The following is a 14,102-nucleotide window of genomic DNA, read 5'->3' as shown; positions in this document are numbered from 1 at the left end:
TGCTCCGGAAGGGAGCCGCCGGGGGCCGCCACGCTCACAGGGAGTCCGCGAGGGTTTCGCGCTGGATCGCCGCCAGTTGGGTGGTGCCCAGCAGGGCGAGGTCCAGCAGCTGGTTGAGTTCGTCGCGGTCGAAAGGCGCTCCCTCGGCGGTGCCCTGGACCTCGACGAACTTCCCGGACCCGGTGACCACCACGTTCATGTCCGTTTCGGCGCGGACGTCCTCAACGTAGGGCAAGTCCAGCATGGGCACGCCATCGATGATGCCCACGGAGACGGCCGCGATGGTGTCCACGAGGGGCTGGGCGTTTTTGGCGATGAGCTTGTTGTCGCGGGCGAAGCGGATGGCGTCGGCCAGGGCCACGTAGGCGCCGGTGATGGCCGCGGTTCGGGTTCCGCCGTCGGCCTGGAGAACGTCACAGTCCAGCACGATGGTGTTTTCGCCCAGGGCCTTGGTGTCGATGATGGACCGCAGCGACCGGCCGATGAGGCGGGAGATTTCGTGGGTCCGGCCGCCGATCTTGCCCTTGACCGACTCGCGGTCCGAACGGGTGTTGGTGGCCCTCGGCAGCATCGCGTACTCGGCCGTCACCCAGCCGCGGCCTTCGCCCTTGAGCCAGCGGGGCACGCCTGCCGTCAGCGAAGCCGTGCACAGGACCCGGGTGTTGCCGAACTCGATGAGGGCCGATCCCTCGGCCTGCTTGGACCATCCGCGGGTGATGCTGATGGGGCGGAGCTGGTCGGGGGCGCGGCCATCGGCGCGCACTACGGGCACTGCAGTTGCTTCAGAAGTCATGCCTTTAGCTTATCGACTCGCAGCAGAACCACCGGCCCCCCCGGCCACCGCACAGAACCTCAGATCGTGTAGTGCACCCCGGCCACAGCCACTGCCACGTGCTGTCCGAACACTTCCTTCGCTTCGGCCATGACCGTGCTGGGTGAAGTCCACACCGGAATGTGCGTGAGCAGGAGCCTGCGTGCCCCGGCAGCGGCGGCTGCTTCGCCCGCGCGTTTGCCGGTCAGGTGAACGTCCTTGATGGCGTCGTCGCGGCCTTCTTCAAAGGCGGCTTCGCACAGGAACAGGTCCGCGTCCTTGGCGGCCTCCTCCAGGCCGGTGCAGGAGTCGGTGTCCCCCGAATACGTCAGGACGCGGCTGACCAGGTTGCCTTCCTTATCCGGTTCGGTGACGTCCACGCGAAGCGCGTAGGCCTCCTCCACCGGATGGTTGACTCCGAACGGCGTTACCGTGAAGGGGCCCACCGTGACGGGCCCGCGTTCAGTCCAGTTGGTGAAGTCGAATTCCTCATGCATGCCCGGGTCCAGTTCGAGCCCGTAGGCGGTGGCCATCCTGTCCGCCGTGGCAGCGGGACCCCACACCGGGATCCGCCCGCGGCCCCAGCCGCCGGGCTTCCAGCGGACGGCCACGTGCAGTCCGCAAAGGTCCATGCAGTGGTCGGGGTGCAGGTGGGTGAGGAAAATCGCATCGATGTCCTCCAGGTCGGTGTAGCGCTGGATGGCGCCGAGGGCTCCACTGCCCAGATCCATCACGATCTTCCAGGTGCGCTCACCGTCATGGGCGGTCAGGAGGTAGCACGACGCCGGCGAACCGGGGCCGGGAAAGGATCCCGTGCAGCCCACGATGGTCAGTTTCACTGCGCAGGACCTCCGGCCCGCAGCCCGCCCACGAAGTTGGACACCCGCTGCCCGGCGCCGCCGAAGCGGGTACCGGCCTGCTGGGCGGCCTCGATCATCTCCGGGGTGATGCGGGCCAGGCTGCCAGTGGGGTATTGGGCGGCAACATGGTCCACGTGCTTGACGGAGAGGACCTCCGGGCCCAGGAATCTGCGGGCCAGGGTTTCGAACTGGGCTGCGTCGCCGGTGGCGATGAAGTGATGTTCCGGCGGGGCGGCGGTGGTTCGCTGCAGGTTGTGGTTGGCGAGCGCCCGGTACACGTCCTTGGCCGTCTCCTCTGCGCTGGACACCAGGGTCACGGCATCGCCCATCACAAAGGAAATCACGCCCGTCAGGAGCGGGTAGTGCGTGCAGCCGAGGACCACGGTGTCAACGCCGGCGGCCTTCAGCGGCGCGAGGTATTCTTCGGCCACGGCAAGGAGTTCGGGACCGGTGGTGATGCCGGCCTCCACGTAGCTGACAAACGCGGGGCAGGCCACGGAGGTGATGGCAAGGTCCGGCGCAGCGGCAAAGGTGTCCTCGTAGGCTCGGGAACCTACCGTGGCGGAGGTTCCGATCACGCCGACGCGGCCGCTGCGGGTGGCGGCTACCGCCCGCCGAACCGCGGGCTGGATCACTTCGATGACGGGGATGCCGTACTTGGCGGTGTACCGCTCACGGGCGTCCCTGAGGACGGCGGCCGACGCCGAGTTGCAGGCGATGGTGAGCAGTTTGACGCCGGAGTCCACCAGTTCGTCCATCACACCCAGGGCGTTCGCGCGGACTTCGGCGATGGGCAGCGGCCCGTATGGCCCGTTGGCCGTGTCCCCCACATAGAGGATGGACTCGTTGGGAAGCTGGTCGATGATGGCCCGCGCCACCGTCAGCCCCCCGACGCCCGAATCAAAGATGCCAAGGGGGCGGGATCCCATCAGGCCGGCGCTGTTGCTGGCTGCGGACTCGCGTGCTGCTGCGTCGGACGGATCCATGCTCGAGGGTGTTGTCATGATTATTCGAGGATAGGTCTTCCCTGCGGTCGCAGCCATCACATTGTGGCGGCGCACTCATGTCGAATATGTCACAGTGCGGCCGCGCCAGCCGGATCCACAGACTGCAGGCGTGCAGGTCAGGCGCGCGAATCCAATGACTGGAGCATGGCCTGGACCAGTGACTCCTGGAGCCAGGTTGTGAAGTTGTAGACGAGGGCGAGATAGCTTTCCACGTCTTCCGCCTGCGACCAGTCCTGCATCAGGTGCACGTGCTCCGCGTCTTCCTCGTCCCTGATGTCCAGGCGCTCCGCCAGCACCAGGCGGACATCGTTGAGCGCCATGGACCAGTGCCTGGCACCGTCTGCGCCAAGCACGATTTCGTCCTTGTCCAGGTCGAGGGCGGCAGCCCGCAGCGCGCCGATCTTCGTTTCCCGCAGCGAGCGCTCGGTGAGTTGGCGGAACTCCAGGGACGCGCCGTCGTCGTCCTTCATGACGTTGGGCAGGAGCCGCTTGACCGCACGGTCCGTGGGTTCCTGGACGTCCATGTCCAGCCCGATCAGGGCCGCCAGCGGATCCTGGCTGGTGTGCTCGGCCGGCTCGAGCATGGAGATGACGTCGTCGATCAGGCTGCGCAGCAGCTCCCGCTCTGCGGGCTCCAGGAATCCGGTGATGCCTTTGAGTCCGTATTTGAATGCCTTAGCCACGTTTCCCCTTGCCCTGCCCGGATCCGCCCGATTTCCCCGGATTTTTGGAGTTTCCGCCGTTGCCGCCGGTGGCCTTCTCTACAGTGGCCCACAGCCCGAAGCCGTGCATTGCCACGGCATGGCGTTCCACCTGCTCCTTGCTGCCATGGGCCACAATGGAGCGGCCTTTCTTGTGGACCTCCATCATGAGCTTGTTGGCCTTGGTCTCGGAGTAGCCGAAGTAACTCTGAAAGACGTAGCTGACGTAGCTCATCAGGTTGACGGGATCATTCCAGATCACCAGGTTCCAGGGGATGTCCGGCGCGGTCAGGGAGTCTGTGGACGACTCTGTACCGGTCCGGGTGCCCTCCCGTGTAACGGGGCCGGGCGCAACGCTTAAGCTCATCTGTCCATTCTATGGGGAGCATGGGCCCACACCGGCGAGGGCCCCGCGGCGAAGCGAAGCAAGACGTGGGAGCCGGTGGGTGGGCCCACGCCGGCGAGGGGCCCGCGGCGAAGCGAAGCAAGACGTGGGAGCCGGTGGGTGGGCCCACACCGGCGAGGGGCCCGCGGCGAAGCGAAGCAAGACGTGGGAGCCGGTGGATGGGCCCACACCGGCGAGGGCCCCGCGGCGAAGCGAAGCAAGACGTGGGAGCCGGTGGGGACTAGAGTGAATTTCGTGAGTACCTCTGCCGGCTGGGACCATCCCCGCACGTCCCTGTACACAGACCACTACGAATTGACCATGCTGCAGGCATCGCTCCATTCGGGCGCCGCGCACCGCCGGTCGGTTTTCGAAGCCTTCGCGCGGCGGCTGCCGGACGGCCGGCGCTACGGGATTGTCGGGGGCACCGGGCGGCTCCTGGAAGGCCTCGCCGACTTCCGCTTCGGGGAAGCTGAACTCGACTTCCTGGGCCGCACCGGCGTGGTCAACAAGGAGACCCTGGACTACCTGGCGAATTACCGGTTCAGCGGCGACATCTGGGGCTACCCGGAGGGCGAGGCGTACTTCCCCAACTCCCCCATCCTCATTGTGGAATCCACGTTCGCCGAGGCCTGCATGCTGGAAACCTATGTGCTTTCCGTGCTGAACCACGACTCCGCCATCGCCTCGGCCGCGTCCCGGATGATCACGGCGGCCGGCGGCCGGCCCTGCATCGAGATGGGCTCCCGGCGCACGCATGAGGAGTCGGCAGCGGCGGCGGCCCGTGCCGCCGTGATCGCCGGGTTCCACAGCACCTCCAACCTCGAGGCCGGCATCCGTTACGGCATCAAGACCGTGGGTACCGCCGCCCATTCCTTCACGCTGCTCCACGACACAGAGCGCGATGCCTTTGAGGCGCAGATCGCGTCGCTGGGGGTGGGAACCTCGCTGCTCGTGGACACCTACGACGTCGAAGCGGCCGTACGTACCGCCGTCGAGATTGCGGGTCCCAAACTGGGCGGCGTCCGGCTGGACTCCGGCGACCTCGTGGCCCAGGCTTCCTGGGTCCGGCAACTGCTCGACCAGCTCGGCAATGAACATACCCGGATCATGGTCACCTCGGACCTGGACGAGTTCGCCATCGCTGCGCTGCAGTCCGCCCCTGTCGATTCGTACGGGGTGGGCACGTCGCTGGTGACGGGTTCCGGCGCACCCACTGCCAGCATGGTCTACAAGCTGGTGAGCCGGACGGATGACGCCGGGAACTTCGTCTCCGTGGCCAAGGCGGCCAAGAACAAGACCAGCATGGGCGGCCGGAAATATGCTCTGCGCAAGCTCAATGAGCGCGGCATTGCCACCCAGGAAATTGTGGGCATCGGGCACCGGCCCGAGGATGACGGCAACGACCGGTCTCTGCTGCAGCAGTTCGTGAAGAACGGCGAATTACTGCCCGGCTGGACGGGCGCCGAGGGCGTGGTCCGGGCCACGCAACGGCACGCCGACACCATGGCCGAACTGCCGCCGGTGGTCAACCGCCTGCAGCGCGGGGAGCCCGCCATCCCCACCGTCTATGAAGAAAACTGAGGAGTATCAATGTCCCGCGCCCTGATCATCGTTGACGTGCAGAACGACTTCTGCGAGGGCGGCTCCCTCCCCGTGGCCGGCGGCGCTGACGTGGCCGGGGCCATCAGCGAATACGTGGATGCCCACCACGGCGAATTCGACCACATCGTGGCCACCCAGGACTGGCACATCGATCCGGGCGCGCACTTCTCCGAGACGCCCGACTTCAAGGACAGCTGGCCGCCGCACTGCGTGGCCGGTACCCGCGGCGCCGAGCTCCACCCGGATCTGGACACCGAGTACATTCAGGCCTATTTCCAGAAGGGCCAGTTTACGGCGGCCTATTCCGGCTTCGAGGGCCTGCTTGCTCCCGAGGATGCCGTGCCCACCGGTGACCGGCAGCCGGGCTCCCTGCCCGCGGACGCCGACGCTTTCGCGCCTGCAGATGATGCGATCGGACTGGACGACTGGCTGCAGAGCCACGATGTGGAGGACGTGGTGGTGGTGGGAATTGCCACGGACTACTGCGTGATGGCCACTGCCCTGGATGCGGTCCAGGCAGGCTACTCGGTGACGGTCCTGCGGTCGCTGACCGCGGGGATTGCGGAGGACCTTGACGACGCCGTGGCCGAAATGGAACTCGGCGGCGTGGACGTGGCCTGACGCCGGCGCCGCTGCGGGACCGTTCTCACCGCTGGCGGGCTTAACCGCGGGAGTGGCCCGGTGCTGTTGCACCGGGCCACTCCCGTTTAAAGCTCTGAGTCACTGCTACTTTCGGCCGATGAACCAGTCCTGCAGCTTCCGCAGCCGTGACTGCAGCTGCTCCTCGTTGGCCTGGGCCACGGGCGGTCCGCCGCAGACGGTGCGCAGCTTGGTGTGCACCACCCCGTGCGGGGTGCCGGTCCTGGCAGCCCAGGCCGCCACGTTTTTGGCCAGCTCGTTGCGCAGGTCCATCAGCATCCGGTGGTCCGGGATGGCCGGTGCGGCGGCGGCAGGTTCAGCAGCGGGCGTGCGCCGGTTCTTCCGGTTGAGCTGATCGTGCTGGCGCTGGCGCAGCAGGGTACCCACCTGCTCGGCGTCGAGGAGGCCCGGGATGCCCAGGAAGTCCAGTTCATCCTCGGAACCTACCTCGCCTCCGGTGCCGAACTCGCCGCCGTCGAACAATACGCGGTCGAAGGAGGCCTGCGAATCGAGGGCCTCGAACTTGCCCTTCGTGAGGCTGTCCGAGGCTTTGTCCTCACGGTTGGCCTCGGCCATCAGGGAGTCCTCGGGACTGAACAGGCCGTCGCTGTCTTCTTTTTCGGGGCGGTCCAGCGCGTGGTCCCGCTCCATCTCCATGGAGTTCGCCAGCGCCATCAGCATCGGCACGGACGGCAGGAACACGGATGCCGTCTCGCCCCGCTTCCGGGCACGCACAAAACGGCCCACGGCCTGGGCGAAGAACAGCGGTGTGGAGATGGACGTGGCGTAGACGCCCACGGAGAGCCGGGGAACGTCCACGCCTTCGGACACCATCCGGACGGCAACCATCCAGCGTTTCTCGCTGGCGGTGAACTCCTCGATCTTCTCTGAGGCCTTGGCGTCGTCGGAAAGAATCACGGTGGGTGATTCGCCGGTGATGCGCTTCAGCTGCCCGGCGTAGGCCCTGGCGTCCTCGTGGTCGGTGGCGATGACCAGTCCGCCGGCGTCCGGAACCGAACGCCTCACCTCGCTCAGGCGCTTGTCCGCCCCGGCCAGGACCGCGGGGATCCATTCGCCGGTGGGATTCAACGCCGTCCGCCAGGCATGGGCGGTGATGTCCTTGGTGACAGCCGCTTCGCCGAGGGAAGCTGCCATCTCTTCGCCGGCGCTGGTACGCCACCGCATCTGGCCCGAGTAGGCCATGAACATGACCGGCCGCACCACGTGGTCACGCAGGGCGTTGCCGTAGCCGTAGGTGTAGTCCGCTTTGGACCTGCGGATGCCGTCGCGGTCCTCCGCGTACTCCACGAAGGGAATGGGCGAGGTATCGGAGCGGAACGGGGTTCCCGTCAGGGACAGCCGGCGGGCCGCGGGGTCGAACGCCTCACGCAGGCCGTCGCCCCAGGACAGGGCCTCCCCGCCGTGGTGGATTTCGTCCAGGATCACCAGGGTGCGGGCCGCCTCGGTCTTGGCGCGGTGCAGCATGGGTTTGCTGGCCACCTGGGCGTAGGTGACGGCCACGCCAATGAAGCCGCGGCCGTGCTGGCCGTCGGAATTTTTAAAGTTCGGGTCAATGGCGATGCCCACCTTGGCGGCGGCATCGGCCCACTGACGCTTCAGGTGGTCCGTCGGCGCCACGATGGTGACGCGGTTGACCGTCCCGGATTCAATCAGCATGGACGCCACGCGCAGGGCGAAGGTGGTCTTACCGGCGCCGGGGGTGGCTACCGCGAGGAAGTCGCGGGGGCCGGTGGTGAAGTACAGGTCGAGGGCTTGCTGCTGCCAGGCACGGAGTTTCGGGGCGGTTCCCCAGGCTGCACGTTCCGGGTAAGCCGGAGGCAGGGTGGGGCCGCCAAAGAGCGTCTCCGTCACTACTTGTTGTTGCCTGAGTCCCCTCCGGGACCCTTGCCGCCGTCGTTGCCCGGGCGGAGGCCTTCATAAACCTCTTTGCACATGGGGCAGACCGGGAACTTCTGCGGGTCCCGGCCCGGCGTCCACACCTTGCCGCACAGGGCAATGACGGGATCGCCCGTCAGCGCGGACTCCATGATCTTTTCCTTGCGCACGTAGTGCGAGAAGCGTTCCCGGTCACCGGGCTCCACTTCCTGGCGCAGCTCTTCGCGCTCAATGGTGGCCGTGGACGTTCCAGCCCCGGAAAGCTCGCGCATCGGGTCGTTTTCGAGAGGGTCCGTCATGCTAGTCATGGCATCCATCTTAGCGTCCCGGGGCAGTGCGCGTTCGACGCCGGCGGTGCCGTTTTGCCCGTTCCGCACCTGCCGCCGTCGGGCGTTTCCCTGAATCGGCGCGTGCGCGGCGGCAGAATGTGGCAAGTGTTACAGGCCCTGCCAGGCAGGCTTGTGGTCGTACGTATGCCGGTAGAAGTCGGCGAGCCTCAGCGACGACGCCGCGGCCTCATCCACGAGGACGGTGGCGTGCGGGTGGAACTGGAGGACCGAGGCCGGGCAAATCGCGGAGACCGCACCTTCCACAAAGTCCCGGACGGCCCGCGACTTCTGCGCCCCCGTGGCCACCAGCACCACATGGCGGGCCTCAAGGATGGTGCCCAGCCCCTGGGTGAGCACGTGGTGGGGAACGTCGGCGAGGCTGCCGAAGAACCTGGCGTTGTCGCGGCGGGTCTGCTCGATCAGGGTCTTGATGCGGGTCCGGGAGGCGAGCGAGGAACCCGGCTCGTTGAAACCGATATGGCCATCGGTCCCCACCCCCAGGATCTGGAGATCCACACCTCCGGCGGCTTTCATGGTGTCCTCATACGCCTGGCATTCCGCCGGGATATCGGCCGCCGCTCCATCAGGGGTATGCACGTTTTCGGTGCGGATGTTCACCCGGCCCGCAAATTCGCGCATGATGACCTCCCGGTACGATTCCCGGTGCCCGGGCGCCAGGCCCACATACTCATCCAGCGCAAAGGCATGCGCGGCACCGAAGTCCAGCCCGCGCCCGTGGCGGGCGGCCAGTTCGTCGTAGACCGGCACCGGCGAAGACCCGGTGGCGAGCCCCAGGACAGCGTGGGGCTTGCGCTGCAGCAGCGCCTCGATGGCGTCTGCCGCCAGCTTCCCGATCTGTTTGCTGCCTGGCAGGATGACAACTTCCACTGGGTCCGCCTTTCCGGAGTGATGGTTTCGCGTGTCTGGCCGGCTCAGCGGTTCACGGTCAGCTGGGCCAGCAGTTCGGGGCCGCGGGCGTCGAGCCACCTTCCGCCCAGCCGGATACCGGCCGCAAACAGTGCCAGTCCCAGCACCGGGCCCACGGCCAGGTTGGCCCACCCGAAGGCGGCATTGCCGGTGACCAGTTGCGCGATGGACAGGGCTGCCTCGGGCAGGACCAGCAGGGTCAGGATACCCATCCCGGCGAACTGGACCGCCATGGTCTGGCCAACGTTGCCCGGGGGTTTCTTGAACGGGCTGTCGCCGGGCAGCGGCACGGCCACGGTGTAGCGGGCCGAGATCACGGAGGACAGCCCCAGGCCCGTGAGCAGGATGCCCAGGCTCAGGCCCAGTTGGCCGGGAAGCATTTCCCAGCGGCCCGTGAAGAAGTGTTGTCCCACCGCGAGGATCAGCACCACCGGCAATCCGAAGGCCAGGCACGCCAGCGCCCGTCCCAGCCGGTCATCAACGCCCCGGACACCCGTAGCCAGATGCAGGGCAAACGCGGTGTTGTCATAGGAGACATCTGCTGAGATGGACCATGCCAGCAGAAAGGCAGCCAGCGGCGCCGCAACCGCCAGCGCTCCGAAATCACCGGACTGGCTGCCCTGGAAGACCAGCAGGACCGGCAGCAGCGGAACCACCACCAGGGACCCGGAGTAGCGCGGATCGCGGAGCCAGTAGGTCAGTGCCCGCGCCGTGACGGCTCCGGCGGGGGTGGCAGGCAGGAAGCCGAACAACCCCAGCTTTCCACCCTTGCGGCTCCCGCTGCCGGCATAGGGCGGGGTGACCAGCGCCCGTTCCAGGAGCACCTTCCAGCACCACGCCAGGACGGCGAGGGTTGCGACGGCGATCAACAGCTTCAGCGCTGCGGCTCCAGGCTGCCCGGTGGCCAGGTCACCGCCGAGGGACCAGGCGGCGCCGACGGGCGTCCAGGACAGGGTGGCGGCAAGGTCCGGCAGGAAACCGGTGGAGGCGGAGATGCCCCTGCCCACCCCGGCCACGATCGGACCCATCAGGACCAGCGGGATCATAAAGACAATCGCGCTGACATCCTTGAAACGGCGCGAGGCCGCGAGGCTCGCGGTTGCGGTGGTAACCACCTTGGACAGGACAATACACGTCAGCACACCGAGGCAGGCGCCCACCAGCGCGGCGATGGCAGGGAGGGGGCCGCGGGCCCAGGTCCACACGGTGGCCAGCGCCGCCAGCGCGGTGGCCACACCGGGGATGCCGATCAGTCCGCCGAGGGCAAGCCCTGCGAGGAGTTGGCGCATGGGGATGGCGGAGGTAGTGAAGCGGGCAGGGTCCAGGGTCAGGTCCGCGGCGGACGCGACCACCGGGATGAGGCCCCAGCCCACGATGGCTGCAGCGCCACCGAGCACCACAACCGTGTGGGCAAGCGCCGGATCGGCGCTGCGCAGCAGGACCAGGGCCCCCACCAGGGCGCCCACCAGGCCCAGGGCATAGAGCCCGCCCAGGGCCATGCCCACCAGCTGCCACGGGCTCCTGCGGAGGCCGTTGCGCAGCAGGATCAGCTTCAGCCGGAGAAGGTGCGCAACCATTCCAGCCCTTCCGTGTGACTGCGTCCACCCACGAGCTGGACGAACCGTTCCTCCAGGGAAGCGCCGGCCCGGACTTCGTCCACGGTCCCCGCGGCGAGGAGCCTGCCGCCTGCCACCACGGCAACGTGATCGCACATCCGCTGGACGAGGTCCATCACATGGCTGGAGACGATCACCGTGCCGCCCGAGGATACGTAGCTGTCCAGGATCGAGCGGATGTTGGCCGCGGAGACGGGGTCAACGGCCTCGAAGGGCTCATCCAGAACCAAAAGCCGCGGAGCATGGATCAGCGCCGAGGCCAGGGCGATCTTTTTGGTCATGCCGGCCGAGTAGTCCACCACCAGCTTGCCGGCGTCCTGGGCAAGGTCCAGGGCAGTCAACAGCTCCCCCACCCGGAAGGCAACCACATCCCGGTTCATGCCGCGCAACAGCCCGGCGTACGTGACCAGCTGCTCGCCCGTGAGCCGGTCAAAAAGGCGGACCCCGTCGGGGAGGATGCCCATAAGCTTTTTGGCTTCCAGCGGCCTGGCCCAGACATCCGTCCCGTGCACAACTGCCGTCCCGAAGTCGGGCCGCAGCAGCCCCGTTGCCATGGACAGGAGGGTGGTCTTCCCGGCGCCGTTCGGGCCCACAATGCCGAAAAACGAGCCTGCCGGGACGTCGAGGCTGATGCCGTCAACGGCAATCTTGTCGCCGAAACGCTTGGCCAGCCCACGGATGGACAGGGCCGGGACCGGGCCTGCAGGTGGTGCCGGGTCGGGGTGCGGAGCAGTCATACCGTCAGCCTAGTCCCGCCGCTTCCCCGGCGGGGTCCTCCTGAAGGAGTAGTACCACGGGCGCAGGGGCTTGGTCAGCGAACCGTGTCAGGCCAACCCTGCCAGGCCAACCCCGTCAAGCCAACCCTGCCGAAGGTTCCTACCGGGCCTTCCGGATGCGGATGGGCCCCTTGGCAGTGAGCGGGTCAATCACGGAACCGCCCTGGGTGATCTGGACTTCGCCCGCATCAACCAGGCGCCGTGCGGCCCTGCGGGCAGGCTCCATGAGGTCGCGCCAGTTCTCTGCCCCCACAGCGCGGGCAGCATCCGATGGGCAGATGGTGGACGTCTCAGCCCTGGCGGCGAGAAGTTCCAGGATGCTGGCTTCCAGCTGCTTATCAACCGTGTCCCGTGGCTTGTCCCCGTTCTTGTCACCAGGGGACGTCGCTTCGCCATGCTGCCGATGGGTCATCGCACAGGCGGCAGTCAGAAGGAATGCCGGGGCACGGCGCGTTCATACTGGGGTGCCCATTTGATGTCGTAGCCCAGTTCGAACGCCGCCCGCAGCCACCAGTGCGGGTCCCGGAGGGCGGCCCTGGCGATGAACACCCCGTCCGCCTGGGCCGTGGCGACGGCATGTTCGGCTTGCCCGGCAGAGGTCAGCAGTCCCACCGTGCCGGTGGGAACCCCGGTTTCGCGCCGGATGCGTGCCGAGAATCCGGTCTGGTACCCAGGGCCCGGCTTGATCTGCTGGTGGGCAACTGCTCCTCCGCTGGACACGTCAATCAGGTCCACGCCGTGTTCCTGCGCCTGTGCGGCGAGGCGGACCGACGCACCGATGTCGATCCCGTTTTCTGCCCAGTCCGTTGCGGAGATCCGCAGCAGCAGCGGCATGCCGTCAGGGATGACAGCCCGGATGGCATCAACGACGGCGAGTGTCAGGCGGTTGCGTCCCGTCTCGTCACCGCCCCAGGAGTCTGTCCGGGTATTGATCAGGGGGCTCTGAAACTGGTGCAGCAGGTAGCCGTGCGCACCATGGATTTCCATGGTGTCGAACCCGGCGCCGACCGCCCGCACGGCGGCCGCCGCAAAGTCGCCGATAACGTCCTGGATCTGCTCTTCGGTCATCGCGGCAGGTTCGGCGTATCCCTCAAACGCCGACGCCGAGGGCCCCACGGTGGTCCAGCCGCCGTCGGATTCCGGCACGCTTCCCCGCTTCCCGGAGAAGGGCCAGTAGGTGGACGCCTTGCGGCCGGCGTGCGCCAGTTGCACGCCGGTTTTCGCGCCGGCTACCCCATGGCGGTGGACAAAGGAGTTGATCCGGGTCCAGGCCTCGGCCTGCTCGTCATTGTAGAGCCCGGCATCCCGTGGACTGATCCGGCCTGCCGGGTTCACCGCAGCCGCTTCGGTGAGGATCAGCGCGGCGCCGCCCACGGCGAAGGAGCCCAGATGCATCAGGTGCCAGTCGTTCGGAACCCCCGGGGCGTCGTCGGGATCGCAACTGTACTGGCACATCGGCGATACCCAGCCGCGGTGCTCCAACTCCAGCGACCGGAGCTTGAGCGGCTGAAAAAGTGCAGACATTTAGAACAGCACCCTGGCCAGCGCCTGGCGCGCCTTTGCCACCCGGTCGTCATGCGTGCCCACCACATCGAAGAGCTCCAGGAGGCGGACCCGGGCGGTCTCCCGCTCAGGGCCGAAGTTGCGCCCGATGAAGCTGACCACCCGGTTCAGGCCGTCTTCCACGTGGCCGCCTGCCACGTCCAGGTCCGCAACGCTGAGCTGGGCATCAAGGTTGTCGGGTTCTTCGGCCGCACGGGTGCGCAGCGCGTCGGTGTCCTGGGCGGAAAGCGGCTGCAGGCGTGCCATCAGCTCCACCTGCGCCAGCCCTGCCTTCGCTTCGGCATCCGCGGGCATTTCCAAAAGTGCCTGGCGGTAGGCGGCTGCGGCTGCTTCGTAGTCCCCCGCTTCAATGGCGTCGAAGGCCGCCTGGTGCAGCGGCGGAAGCGGCGCAGGTTCGGCATCTGCCGGCGCCCCGCCTCCGAGGCTTCCCGTCACTCCGTTCGCGGCGGCCACTTTGAGCAGCTCGTCCAGCAGCGGCCGGATCTGGGCTTCGTCGGCACCGCCCTGGAAGAGCGGCACGGGCTGGCCCTTGATGACGGCCACGGCGGTGGGGACGGCCTGGACCTGGAAAGCCTGGGCCAGCTGCGGGAACGCGTCGATGTCAGCTGCGCCCAGCACCAGCCGGCCGCCGTAGCTGTTGATGACCTGTTCAAGGGAATTCACCATGGACGCCGACTCCGGCGAGTAAGCGGCCCAGAGGGCGATGACCACCGGCACCTGCGCCGAAAGCTCCACGAGGTCCTGGAAGTTTCCTTCGGTGACCTCGACGCGCAGCGGTGCGGCCCCCGCTTCCGGGGTGCCGTTGGTGGCGGCGTTGGGAGCACCGGCGCCGGGGACCGGCGGAGTGCCGGCAGCCGCGCCTGCGGCCGGGCGCTGCTTCAGTGAAGAAAGGTCGACGGCGCCGCGCAGGTTAAGCAGGCTGGCAGCGGCGGGAGGGACTGGGCGGGAAGCTGGCGAACTCATGCTTTCCACTCTAGCCACTCCGGC

At 67.6% G+C, this 14,102-nt stretch carries 15 protein-coding genes; 2 read left to right on the top strand and 13 right to left on the bottom strand.

The window, feature by feature from the left end; all coding sequences use genetic code 11:
* Positions 1–34 precede the first annotated feature (34 nt).
* The 5 genes from rph to clpS form a co-directional block, all read right to left on the bottom strand.
* Positions 35–793 carry a ribonuclease PH gene (rph, locus tag PY310_RS10900; RefSeq protein ID WP_275214399.1) on the bottom strand — a complete coding sequence of 253 codons (759 nt, stop codon included), beginning with the start codon at positions 791–793 and terminating at the stop codon, positions 35–37.
* 59 nt (positions 794–852) lie between these two features.
* The gene (locus PY310_RS10895; RefSeq protein ID WP_275214398.1) at positions 853–1,650 is read right to left on the bottom strand and encodes an MBL fold metallo-hydrolase; all 798 of its coding nucleotides are present in this window, start codon (positions 1,648–1,650) and stop codon (positions 853–855) included.
* On the bottom strand, positions 1,647–2,675 hold the full coding sequence (gene murI, locus PY310_RS10890) for a glutamate racemase (RefSeq protein ID WP_419095471.1): 1,029 nt from the start codon (positions 2,673–2,675) through the stop codon (positions 1,647–1,649). The genes PY310_RS10895 and murI overlap by 4 nt, the downstream gene beginning before the upstream one ends.
* A 119-nt stretch (positions 2,676–2,794) precedes the next feature.
* A complete protein-coding gene (locus PY310_RS10885) occupies positions 2,795–3,361 on the bottom strand; it encodes a DUF2017 domain-containing protein (protein WP_275214396.1) in 567 nt (188 codons plus the stop codon).
* Positions 3,354–3,746 carry an ATP-dependent Clp protease adapter ClpS gene (gene clpS, locus PY310_RS10880; protein ID WP_275214395.1) on the bottom strand — a complete coding sequence of 131 codons (393 nt, stop codon included), beginning with the start codon at positions 3,744–3,746 and terminating at the stop codon, positions 3,354–3,356. Before clpS ends, PY310_RS10885 begins: the two co-directional genes overlap by 8 nt.
* 273 nt (positions 3,747–4,019) lie before the next feature.
* Here clpS and PY310_RS10875 point away from each other — a divergent pair, with 273 nt between their 5' ends.
* Together PY310_RS10875 and PY310_RS10870 are read left to right on the top strand one after the other, a co-directional pair.
* Complete coding sequence (locus PY310_RS10875; RefSeq protein ID WP_275214394.1) at positions 4,020–5,348, top strand: nicotinate phosphoribosyltransferase; 1,329 nt, start codon at positions 4,020–4,022, stop codon at positions 5,346–5,348.
* Between the two features lie 9 nt (positions 5,349–5,357).
* Entirely contained in the window at positions 5,358–5,990 is a 633-nt protein-coding gene (locus tag PY310_RS10870) for an isochorismatase family protein (protein WP_275214393.1), read from the top strand.
* Positions 5,991–6,095: 105 nt separating this feature from the next.
* Here the strand turns inward: PY310_RS10870 and PY310_RS10865 are convergent, their stop codons facing one another.
* The 8 genes from PY310_RS10865 to PY310_RS10830 all read right to left on the bottom strand — a co-directional run bounded on the left by PY310_RS10865 (position 6,096) and on the right by PY310_RS10830 (position 14,078).
* The gene (locus tag PY310_RS10865) at positions 6,096–7,880 is read right to left on the bottom strand and encodes a DEAD/DEAH box helicase (RefSeq protein WP_275214392.1); all 1,785 of its coding nucleotides are present in this window, start codon (positions 7,878–7,880) and stop codon (positions 6,096–6,098) included.
* Positions 7,880–8,221 carry a DUF3039 domain-containing protein gene (locus tag PY310_RS10860; RefSeq protein ID WP_160671973.1) on the bottom strand — a complete coding sequence of 114 codons (342 nt, stop codon included), beginning with the start codon at positions 8,219–8,221 and terminating at the stop codon, positions 7,880–7,882. The genes PY310_RS10865 and PY310_RS10860 overlap by 1 nt, the downstream gene beginning before the upstream one ends.
* 120 nt (positions 8,222–8,341) lie before the next feature.
* Positions 8,342–9,121, bottom strand: coding sequence for a glucosamine-6-phosphate deaminase (gene nagB / locus PY310_RS10855; RefSeq protein WP_275214391.1), 780 nt, complete (start codon positions 9,119–9,121; stop codon positions 8,342–8,344).
* Positions 9,122–9,165: 44 nt separating this feature from the next.
* Positions 9,166–10,737 (bottom strand): transporter, encoded by a 1,572-nt coding sequence (locus PY310_RS10850; RefSeq protein WP_275214390.1) that lies wholly within the window; start codon positions 10,735–10,737, stop codon positions 9,166–9,168.
* A complete protein-coding gene (locus PY310_RS10845; protein ID WP_275214389.1) occupies positions 10,713–11,513 on the bottom strand; it encodes an ABC transporter ATP-binding protein in 801 nt (266 codons plus the stop codon). Before PY310_RS10845 ends, PY310_RS10850 begins: the two co-directional genes overlap by 25 nt.
* A gap of 139 nt (positions 11,514–11,652) precedes the next feature.
* The gene (locus PY310_RS10840; protein WP_275214388.1) at positions 11,653–11,964 is read right to left on the bottom strand and encodes a DUF3253 domain-containing protein; all 312 of its coding nucleotides are present in this window, start codon (positions 11,962–11,964) and stop codon (positions 11,653–11,655) included.
* A 14-nt stretch (positions 11,965–11,978) separates the two neighbouring features.
* A complete protein-coding gene (locus PY310_RS10835; protein ID WP_275214387.1) occupies positions 11,979–13,076 on the bottom strand; it encodes an NADH:flavin oxidoreductase/NADH oxidase in 1,098 nt (365 codons plus the stop codon).
* Positions 13,077–14,078 (bottom strand): tetratricopeptide repeat protein, encoded by a 1,002-nt coding sequence (locus PY310_RS10830; protein ID WP_275214386.1) that lies wholly within the window; start codon positions 14,076–14,078, stop codon positions 13,077–13,079.
* Positions 14,079–14,102 lie beyond the last annotated feature (24 nt).

It is taken from the genome of Pseudarthrobacter naphthalenicus (assembly GCF_029076445.1).
Classification (GTDB): domain Bacteria; phylum Actinomycetota; class Actinomycetes; order Actinomycetales; family Micrococcaceae; genus Arthrobacter; species Arthrobacter naphthalenicus.
The sequence above is the reverse complement of the archived record's forward strand: the minus strand, read 5'-3'. Positions and strand labels throughout refer to the sequence as shown.